Annotated in this window: 8 protein-coding genes; 7 read left to right on the top strand and 1 reads right to left on the bottom strand. The window is 42.2% G+C overall.

Going from position 1 to position 10,459, the window contains the following annotated elements:
* Positions 1–259: 259 nt before the first annotated feature.
* Genes HMPREF9075_RS09700 through HMPREF9075_RS09685 form a run of 4 tightly spaced genes read left to right on the top strand, consistent with a single transcriptional unit; the run spans position 260 to position 2,615 of the window.
* Positions 260–667, top strand: coding sequence for a hypothetical protein (locus HMPREF9075_RS09700; RefSeq protein ID WP_009416391.1), 408 nt, complete (start codon positions 260–262; stop codon positions 665–667).
* The gene (locus HMPREF9075_RS09695; protein ID WP_009416390.1) at positions 664–1,179 is read left to right on the top strand and encodes a J domain-containing protein; all 516 of its coding nucleotides are present in this window, start codon (positions 664–666) and stop codon (positions 1,177–1,179) included. The genes HMPREF9075_RS09700 and HMPREF9075_RS09695 overlap by 4 nt, the downstream gene beginning before the upstream one ends.
* 16 nt (positions 1,180–1,195) lie before the next feature.
* A complete protein-coding gene (locus tag HMPREF9075_RS09690) occupies positions 1,196–1,636 on the top strand; it encodes a hypothetical protein (protein ID WP_009416389.1) in 441 nt (146 codons plus the stop codon).
* Positions 1,637–1,640: 4 nt separating this feature from the next.
* Positions 1,641–2,615 (top strand): acyltransferase, encoded by a 975-nt coding sequence (locus HMPREF9075_RS09685; protein ID WP_034557456.1) that lies wholly within the window; start codon positions 1,641–1,643, stop codon positions 2,613–2,615.
* Here HMPREF9075_RS09685 and HMPREF9075_RS09680 read toward each other — a convergent pair.
* Entirely contained in the window at positions 2,605–2,880 is a 276-nt protein-coding gene (locus HMPREF9075_RS09680; RefSeq protein WP_009416387.1) for a twin-arginine translocase TatA/TatE family subunit, read from the bottom strand. The two genes, HMPREF9075_RS09685 and HMPREF9075_RS09680, sit on opposite strands and share 11 nt — an antisense overlap.
* A gap of 173 nt (positions 2,881–3,053) precedes the next feature.
* Here HMPREF9075_RS09680 and HMPREF9075_RS09675 point away from each other — a divergent pair, with 173 nt between their 5' ends.
* The 3 genes from HMPREF9075_RS09675 (at position 3,054) to HMPREF9075_RS09665 (ending at position 10,412) form a co-directional block, all read left to right on the top strand.
* Positions 3,054–4,031 carry a M23 family metallopeptidase gene (locus HMPREF9075_RS09675; RefSeq protein ID WP_034557476.1) on the top strand — a complete coding sequence of 326 codons (978 nt, stop codon included), beginning with the start codon at positions 3,054–3,056 and terminating at the stop codon, positions 4,029–4,031.
* An 81-nt stretch (positions 4,032–4,112) separates the two neighbouring features.
* Positions 4,113–6,545 carry a phenylalanine--tRNA ligase subunit beta gene (gene pheT / locus HMPREF9075_RS09670; RefSeq protein WP_009416385.1) on the top strand — a complete coding sequence of 811 codons (2,433 nt, stop codon included), beginning with the start codon at positions 4,113–4,115 and terminating at the stop codon, positions 6,543–6,545.
* Positions 6,546–6,554: 9 nt separating this feature from the next.
* Positions 6,555–10,412, top strand: coding sequence for an AAA domain-containing protein (locus HMPREF9075_RS09665; protein ID WP_009416384.1), 3,858 nt, complete (start codon positions 6,555–6,557; stop codon positions 10,410–10,412).
* The last annotated feature ends 47 nt before the right edge of the window (positions 10,413–10,459 follow it).

Here is a 10,459-nt window from a genome sequence, read left to right as displayed (position 1 = left end):
AATAACAAATTTTTTATTTATTCGCAATCTAAATTTGTTTGACTATAAAAAACAATCATCAAACAACAATATAAGAAAAACAACAATTTTATCACCCCAAAAAAACAAAATTCCACCATACCTTCAGCGAACGATGAGCGAAGGTTGAGCGAAGGATAAGCGAAGGATAAGCGAAAAAACTCAAAATTCATAATTCAAAATTCATAATTCAAAAATATTTTGTATCTTTGCCCCAAAAATACAGTAATTCGCTAAGCAAATGGTATATTATAGTATTCTCGCTGTTATAGTGGTATATATTTTGTATATGCTTATAAGGCAAGGTATTGCCAACTATAAACGCGAAAAATCAATAGAAGAATTAAGAGATAAATGGCAAGCTGCCTTAGTAGACGAAAAACAAACTCGCGAAATTATTATGGGGCTTGTAAAATCTACCTATGGCGAAAGCACCGTCAATGCTATTGAAAAGAATATATATACTGAAGGTATGCCCAATTTTTTAGTAAAACTCGCTTTAGGACGACCCCAACAGGTGCAAAGTGCTGTGTTTAGAGGGGCTACTACCGAGCGTTGGCACTACAAAACCCTTACCCTTACCTTTCAAAACGGGCGACTTATAGGCTGGGAAGATAATAACGATAATACTCGCAAAGCTGGAATATGATACTGAAGGACTACTATGAAATATTGGGCGTAAAACAAAAGGCTACCCCCGAAGAAATACGCGATGCTTATAAAAAGTTAGCCAAAGCCTATCACCCCGATAAACATCAGGGCGATGCTTTCTTTGCCGAAAAGTTTAAAAGCTTGCAAGAAGCCTATGCAGTATTAGCAGATGAAGATAAACGCAAAGAATACGACACCAAACTCGCCGAACAACTCAACGCACAAAATACCCAAAAAAAACAACACACCCCCACAAACAACCAACAGAAAAATACCACAGAGCAACCTTCACCCAGCCACTCGGTAGTAGATTTGCCTACTTTGGTAGATATGTATTTCCAGAAAAGAGTGGCTACGGTGCAAGCTCGCAAATTCTATGACGGCTTTATTGCTACCCCCAGAAAACGTTACATCTCTTGGCTTAAATTTATCATAGCACTCCTGCTATTGGCAGCCAATATCGCTCTATTACACCCCACTTGGGGCATATTCAAAGATTTGTTACCCTAATTAAATTATCTATACAATGAAAAAGTACTTTTTATTAGCATTCGCAATGGTAGCTACACTTGCTACTGCACAAACTGAAACTTACAAAGAAGGCAACCTTACAGTAGCCTATCCAAGCAGTTTCAAAGCTAAAAAAACAGCCAATAGTGCTGCAACCTTTAGCGCACCCGATGAGTCTATAATCTTCTATGCTTATAAACCCAAAAAAGCAGCACTGCCTACTGATATAGACCTTAAAAGAGATAGCTATGTTATAACTCCCTCATTTGAAGGCGATAAAGTAGCAGGATATACTTATTACGATGGTAAATACCAACACTTTTATGAGTTGGTTACCAACGAACAAAAAAATATTTATTACGTACTTGGTTTCCGTTTTAATAACGAAGAGTCTATAGGTAAATATCGCGAAGAGTATTCTGCTTTCCGTAAATCATTAGAAGACCAACGCAAATAATCATTTGCTTACTATACCTCACATACAAAACGATGATGAATTTATAACGGCTGCTTTATCTGTATTTCGCTATCAGTACGAAAACAATAAGGTATACCATCGTTTTTGTAATTTATTACATCGCTCACCTCACAATGTGCATACGCTCGAGGATATACCTTTTCTGCCTATACACTTCTTCAAGACAGAAAAGGTATATTGTGGCGATACCCCACACCAAGAAATCTTTACCAGCAGTGGTACTACAGGGGTGCAAACTTCACAACACTACGTAAAAGACCTCAGTATTTATCAGGAAAGTTTTCGCAAAGGCTTCCAACACTTCTACAGCGATGTGCGCAACTACACCATATTAGCCCTATTGCCCTCATATTTAGAACGACAAGGCTCCTCACTCATCACAATGACCGATGACCTCATCAGGCAATCACAAAGTGAAGAGAGCGGTTTCTACCTGCACAACTACGACCAATTGGCGGCTACCTTACAGCGTTTGGATAAGGCAGGAGGGCAGGTTTTGCTTATAGGCGTATCCTTTGCCCTACTCAGTTTGGTAGAGCAATACACCTTTCAGCTAAAAAATACAATTGTAATGGAAACAGGAGGGATGAAAGGAAAGCGCAAAGAGCTGATACGCGAAGAGTTGCACCAGCTATTGAAGGAAGGTTTTGGCGTGCCTTATATCCATTCGGAATATGGTATGACGGAATTGTTATCACAAGCCTATTCATCGGGGGAAGGTATTTACCGCAGTGTCCCTTGGATGAAAATACTCATACGCGACACCAACGATGCCCTCAGCTATTTGCCAACGGGCAAAACAGGCGGTGTAAACGTGATAGATTTAGCAAATATTCACTCTTGTAGCTTTATTAGTACGCAAGATTTAGGCAAGCTACACCCCGATGGCTCTTTTGAAATACTCGGTCGTTTTGATAATACCGACCTTAGAGGTTGTAACCTAATGGTTAGTCTTTAGGAAGGTGATTGCCAGCTACTTCCTCTTTTATTTCTTCTATATCCTCCTTTATTTGTTCAATCTCTTTTTGAGTTTCTTCAAGCAATGAGTTGCCAGCACTACTGCCGTGCTGCACTGTGTGTTGTATCTCGGTTTTTATTTCATCAGTAGCATCGCGCACTTGGCGAATGGTTTTACCCAAACCGCGCGCTACTTCGGGCAATTTATCTGCCCCAAAAAGTATCAGTACTGCAAAGAGTATCAGTAAAATTTCAGAAAATCCCATAAGGTTTGTAATTAGTCGTTAGGTGTGAGCCGCACGGGCAATTTTGGGTGCGAGCGACACGGGCAATATCATAGATGGCTTGTGCCGCTCGCATAGCACTTAATAATTGCAAAATTACAATTTTTTTTAGAAAGAATACGCTTCTATTCAGTTTTTTTTGTACCTTTGCCGTTATGAAAAAGGTAAAGTATTATTATGACCCCGACACGCTTTCCTATAAGCGTATCAGAAATAAAAAGCGCACAAAAGTACGTAATGTATTGGTGTTCTTGATGGCGGCTGCTCTCTTTGGTGCTTTGTTATCTGTAGTAATGAATAATTCGAGCCTATTCTTTACCCCACGCGAAGTATCTTTAGCCCGCGAAATAAAAAACTACGAAAATAACTATCAGATTCTCAACAAAAAGATGGAACTGATGGAAGAGGTACTTGCCGATTTGCAAGAACGCGATAACAATATGTACCGCTTGTACTTCAATGCTCCTATTATCCCTGATAGTATCCGTAAGGGTGGGTTGCGCAATCCTAACAAGTACAAAGATTTGGAAAAATATGGCGGCTCTAAGCTCATCGCCGATGCTACCAAGCGAATGGACGTGTTGCGCAAGCAAATAGTTGTGCAATCCAAATCGTTGGATAACATTACAAAGTTATCCAAAGAAAAAGAAAAGTTCTTGGCTTCTATTCCTGCCATACAGCCCGTGAATAACAAAGACTTGAAGCGTATGGCTTCGGGCTATGGCTGGCGTACCGACCCTTTTACAAAAGCGCGTAAGTTTCATTACGGTATGGATTTTTCATCGCCTCAGGGTACTCCCGTATATGCTGCTGGCGATGGGGTTGTTATTCGTGCTGATGACGGGTCATCGGGCTATGGTAATCACATCCGTATAGATCACGGTTATGGTTATGTAACGCTTTACGGACACCTATCAGCTTATAATGTGCGCGCTGGGCAAAAAGTAAAACGAGGTGATTTGATAGGCAAAGTGGGTAGTACAGGGCGTTCGGAAGCTCCTCACTTGCACTACGAGGTAATGAAAAACGGCGAACATATCAACCCTATACATTTTTACTACGGCAACCTTACTCCTGAGGAGTTTGCCGATATGCTACACGTATCAAACCAAGAAAACCAATCTTTGGATTAGGAATTAGTGGTTAGTGAGATTAACAAGGCAATGAAAGTTTGCTAAATGAAAAATAAATAAAGAAAGATAAGCAATTATATTATGAAAATATCTTATAACTGGTTAAAACAGTATTTGAAAGTAGATAGTTCGGCTGAAGACACTGCCGTAATTCTTACCGATTTAGGTTTGGAAGTAGAAGGTGTAGAACTTTATGAAAGTGTGAAAGGCGGACTGAAAGGGGTAGTGGTAGGGCACGTGTTGGAATGCGCTAAACACCCTAATGCCGATAAACTCAAAATTACCAAAGTAGATATAGGTAGCGGTACGCCACTGCAAATTGTATGTGGGGCACCCAATGTAGCCAAAGGACAAAAAGTGCCGGTAGCTACCATAGGCACTGTATTGTACGACAAAGAGGGCAATAGCTTCCAGATAAAAAAAGGAAAAATACGAGGTGAAGAAAGCTACGGAATGATTTGTGCCGAAGATGAATTAGGCTTGGGCAATAGCCACGAAGGGATTATGGTGTTGGACGACAAATACGCACCGGGTACCCCTTGTAGCGAGGTATTTGAAGTAGTTACCGATGAGGTCTTCGAGATTGGGCTTACTCCTAACCGTGCCGATGCAATGAGCCATTATGGGGTAGCACGCGACTTGCGTGCAGGCTTGATGCAAAAAGGTACACACTTAGAGCTTATATCACCTTCGGTAACCAAGTTTCACGTAGATAATCGTTCTTTAAAAATAGATATAGAGGTGACCAACCGCAAGCTGGTGCCTCGCTACACGGGGGTAACTATTAGCAATGTGCGCATAGCCGAGTCGCCTGCGTGGTTGCAACACCGTCTTAGGGCAATAGGCATCACCCCTAAAAACAATGTAGTAGATGCTACTAATTATGTGCTTCACGGCTTAGGACAACCGCTTCACGCCTTTGATGCCGACCATATTATAGGGCGCAAAATTGTGGTGAAAAACGCTCAAGCGGGTACTAAATTCAAAACCCTTGATGGCGTAGAACGTACCCTTGATGCAGAAGATATTATGATTTGCGATGCCGAAAAACCGCTTTGTATAGCAGGGGTATTGGGTGGTGAAAATTCTGGTGTTACCGATTTTACGCGCAATGTGTTTTTAGAGAGTGCTTATTTTGACCCTGTGGCAGTGCGCAAAACGGCTAAAAGGCACGCTATCAATACCGATGCTTCGTATCGTTTTGAGCGTGGTATCAATATTGAAGAATGTAAATTTGCCTTGATGTATGCTGCGGTACTGATTGAAAATATTGCAGGAGGGGTGATTTCATCAGATGTTATTGATTTTTACCCTAAAAAATACGAAGATTTTCAGGTATTCCTTGCTTTTGAAAACGTAGACAAGCTCATAGGGCAAAAAATACCTCGTGATACTATCAAATCTATATTGCACTCGTTGGATATTAAGGTCAATTCGGTTACCGAACGCGGTTTAGGCTTGCTGATACCTACTTATCGCGTTGATGTGCAACGTGAAGCCGATGTAATAGAAGAAATATTGCGTATTTATGGCTATAACAACATTACTTTTTCTGAAAAAATAAACGCTACAATGTCGCATTCGTCTAAATATGACGACCTGAATATGCAAAATGTAGTGGCTACACAACTTATAGGTCAAGGGTATTACGAAATAATGACCAATAGTTTGGTTTCAGAAAAAGAAATCACTACCTATACTGCCAACCCCGAAACGGCGGTGAAATTGCTAAATCCGCTGAGTGCCGATTTGGGCTATATGCGTAAAAATCTTGTGTTCTCTGGCTTGGAAGTGATAGCATATAACATCAACCGCAAGCGCACCGACCTGAAATTGTTTGAGTTTGGCAAGAACTATCACTTCAATAATGGCAAGTATAGCGAAAGCAAACACTTGGCACTTTACCTCACAGGCAATGCACAACCAGAATATTGGGGTGCTCCTGCCCAAAAGGTTACTTTCTACGAGCTAAAAGGGGTTGTAGAACGGATTTTGGAACGTGTAGGCATACAAGGAGTTACAATGCTACCGCTGCCCGAAGGGGCTTGCTCTTTTGGGCAAGAAGGCTTGCGCTTGCAAGTGGGTGATACAGCATTAGGGGGTATAGGCATCATCAAGCAGAGTGTGCTAAAAGATTTCGGCATCAAGCAAGAAGTATTCTTTGCCGATTTGCAGTGGGAAGCTATCCTACAACTTGCCCAAGGGCATAAGGTAGTTTATAAAGAAATTGCTAAATACCCCGAAGTACGCCGCGACTTGGCATTGCTTATAGATGAGCAAATTAGCTTTGCACAAATACATCAGTTGGCTTTCCAAACCGAGAAGAGTTTGCTGAAGAGCGTAAACCTTTTTGATGTATACCAAGGTGATAAATTACCAAAGGGCAAAAAGAGCTATGCTGTGAGTTTTATCTTGCAAGACGAGAACAAAACCCTTACCGATAAACAAATAGAAAAAACAATGACGCACCTACAAACGGCTTTTAAAGAACAATTAGGTGCTGAGTTGCGATAGTTAGTAAAAATGACACCAGAAGTATTTGCTACCTTTCAGAACAAATTAAAAGTGGGCAACAGGCGTGGAGTACATCTCAACGCCTTGCCTGCCAATTCTCGCTATAAATTTGATATAGCGCGCTTATCGGCTATTGTGCCTACACTGCCACAACAGTTTGTAACAGAACTGATGAGTGTGCGCAATGTGAAATTCTCTTTTTCTATTGAAAATAGCAAGAAAAATGAGAAAGAGGAAGCGCTACTACAAAAAATAGTGAGTAGTGTGGAAAACCTTATCTTTCAGAATGAGGTAATTTGGGCTGAAAAAGGTGTAAATACATTGGGCTTTGGCTACCCCATACTGCTAAGGCGCGATAGTAACGATGGGCAACTTACGGCTGCCCCTGTGCTGATATGGCAAATAAAGATGAAACCTACCTCACAGATGAACACTTGGGAAATCTCTCGTAATGAAGACGACCCTATTTACCTGAACGAGGTACTCATCAACCACTTACAAAACGATTCGGGTATTAGCCTGAAACCCATTCCCGATGAGATGCTCGAAGACGGCATTATTGATGCCAACGAGCTTTACACCCTTTGCGCCGACTTGCTGCAACAGCTAAAAGTAGAGCAGTCATTGGATTTTCTTACCGATGATAAAGCTGCTATGGGGGCATTGAAAACTAAACAGGATTATGAGGCTCTATTGCCTAATCGCGGGGATGCTTTGATAGAAAAATGCGGTATATTATCGCTTTTTGAGGTACAGAAACAAAACATCATTGCCGACTATCAGTGCCTGATAACGCAATTTAAACCTGAGGAGTTTGCTGCCAATGATACTTTTCAAACACTTACCTCTGTCCCCACCGACCCTTCCCAACAAAGTATATTAGAACAACTGCGCCAGCAGCGCAAAATACTCATACAAGGTCCGCCAGGCACGGGCAAGAGCCAAACACTTACGGCACTTCTTATCAATGCACTTCAAAACAAACAAAAAACCTTAGTGGTATGCGAAAAGCAAACCGCTCTGGAAGTGTTGTACAACGCCTTACAGCAAAAGGGACTGGGCAACTACTGCACTATGATAAAAGACCCCGTTACCGACCGCCGCTTGATAGTGGAAGCTGTACGTAATATTATTGACAGTCAGGATTTTAGGAAACCTTCTAGCAATGTAAGCGAAATACTTGTTGATAAGCAAGTTGCGGCTATGCAAGAGCACAAAAAGCACATCAATGCTATTCACGAGAAACTAAATAAAGTGCTGATAGCAGGACAAACGTGGACGGATATAGTTGCAGCAATGATGCAGCACGAGCCGCAAGCCGAAAAGCTAAACCTCACAGGGTTACACTTTGCCTTTACCGATGAAGAATGGCAAATGCTCACCCCTTTGTGGGAGCAGGGGCAACGCCTTTATGAGGCTTTCAAGCCTTATAAGGCAAGTGATTTCTTCAATCCTGTTACCCTTACTGCCCAGAATCTATTCACCACACAACAGCTCTTAGCCGAGGCTTTCCAACAATACGAGCAGCAAGCCCAAGCCATAGGCGACACCGTAGAGAACTACCGCAAATATTACCACCAAAAACGCCAAGAAGAGTTTGACGCCCAGCTGCAAGAGCTTACCGCTTATCACAACGAATACGACCTGCTCACCGCTATGCTGCCCGAAAATTCGGAGGTGTATCAGCCTGAAAAAACAGCAGGTTTCTTTTATAAATTGGCTTCGGTATTTTCGGGAGCGAAGAAAAAAGTATTGCGCACCCAAGAACGCCTTATTGCTATCAGTACAGCAGTGAAGGCAATGAGCACGCATCCCAACTTGCAGCCTGTAGATATTACGGCAAATCTTTATCACAACAAATCTGTTATTGCCGATTATCTGCAGCGAATAGTTGCCTTACAAGCTAATTTTGACGAACGTATATCTGAAGACTTTGCGGCTTTAAACCTTTTGGGTTTCAATAATGCTGCCTTTGCTGATGTTAGTTTGCAAACGCTACAATCGCAAGTGCAACAGCTTAAAACACAGCTTACTAATGACAAGTGGCTAAAGCGCACCAGCTGGGGGAATACCTTTGCCGAGTTCAGCAAAGCCCTGCAAGAAGTAGTGAGCACCTACAAGCAATATCAGGCAGATGCCGCTCACCCGCTGAAACTCATTTATGAGTGGCAACAATGGTATTTGTCGCTTACCGCTTTCCAACAACAGTGCGTGCAGCTATTACAATCTGTAACGCATTGGGAAGCCTCATTGCTGATGGCATACTACCCGCTGTTATTGCAGCACCACGCCGATGCGTCTTTAAACTTTTCAGCTCACCATTATTCCGATTTGGACACCCTCTTGAAAGACTTTGCCGCTACCCAACAACAGTTTATAGAAAACTATTGGAATGAGCAGCAGCGTTTGGCTGTAAAAGCCTTTGAGGATAGTCATAACGAACTTACGGTAGCCAATTTGTACAACAAGCGCAAGAGCGAAAAGCACAACCGCTTGCCGCTGCGCCAAATTGCGATGCACGATGTGAATCTCTTTACTAACTTCTTTCCTATAGTACTCACTACCCCCGATGCTTGTTGTAACTTGTTTGAAGGCAAAAACTTCTATTTTGATAATGTAGTGTTTGACGAGGCAAGTCAGTTGAAATTGGAAGACAACTTGCCAGCGATGCTCAAAGGCAAAACTGTAGTTATTGCAGGCGATGAACACCAGATGCCTCCTTCCAACTACTTCAGTAAAGTATTTGACGGTACTGCCGAAGACGAAGATGATGACGAAAGTGAAGGTGAGGTAATTAGTTATAAAGATGCGATGCTCAATATAGAGTCTTTGTTGGACTACGCTCTTGAATATCAATTCAATAAAAACCATTTAGATTTTCATTACCGTTCTAAACACCCTCACCTGATAGATTTCTCTAATCACGCATTCTATAACGCCCGCTTGCGCCCTTTGCCCAATACAAAGGCATTTACTCCTATAGTATTCAAGCAAGTAGACGGGGTTTTTGATGAACACATCAATAAAGAAGAAGCGGCTGAGGTACTACGCCTATTGGAGGAGTTGCCTGCACGCGCTGATGGCTCTTACCCCTCTGTGGGGATAGCTACCTTCAACATCACCCAGCGCAATTACATACGCAAGCAGTTGTTACAAAAGCAAAACGACCCTGCCAATAAGGCATTTCGTGAGAAAATCGCTGCACTTGAGGCAGCAGGCTTATTCATCAAAAACCTTGAGAACATACAAGGTGATGAGCGCGATGTGATTATCCTTTCGGTTACCTATGGCAAGAAGAAAGACGGCAAATTTGTACAAGCCTTTGGTCCTCTAAACCATACCAAAGGTTATAAGCTGCTGAATGTAATCATCACTCGTGCCAAAGAACAAATATATGTGTGCAACTCTATTCCGCAAGAAATTTACGCAGCCTATAAAGATGCTTTGGCACAAGAGGGCGCCAACAATAGGCGCGCCGTGCTATATGCTTATTTGGCATACAGCAAAGCCGTGAGCGATAATAACGAAAGTGCGAGACAAGAAATCCTTGCCGAATTAGACCGCTATGGGCATAAGCACAACAATACAGCTCATAGGGCAGAAAGCCACTTCAAGAACGAAGTTTATAAAAAGCTCAAAGCACAACACCCCGATAGCGATATTACTCAGGATTATCACTTTGGCGGTTATACTATAGATGTGCTCTTGCGCCCCGAAAACAACCAGCCTGCTGTAGCCGTAGAATGCCTTAGCAAACCACTATACACTGGCGAACTCGCTTACCTTGAAGACCTTCATAAAGAGAAGATACTCACCGCTGCAGGCTTTCAGTACAAGCGTGTTTGGGCACACGAAATGATGCGTTAGCCCCCAGTACCTAACAACCAAAAACTAACCTCTAAAGACTAACAGCT

The organism is Capnocytophaga sp. oral taxon 332 str. F0381, from assembly GCF_000318275.2.
GTDB lineage: Bacteria > Bacteroidota > Bacteroidia > Flavobacteriales > Flavobacteriaceae > Capnocytophaga > Capnocytophaga bilenii.
The sequence above is the reverse complement of the archived record's forward strand: the minus strand, read 5'-3'. Positions and strand labels throughout refer to the sequence as shown.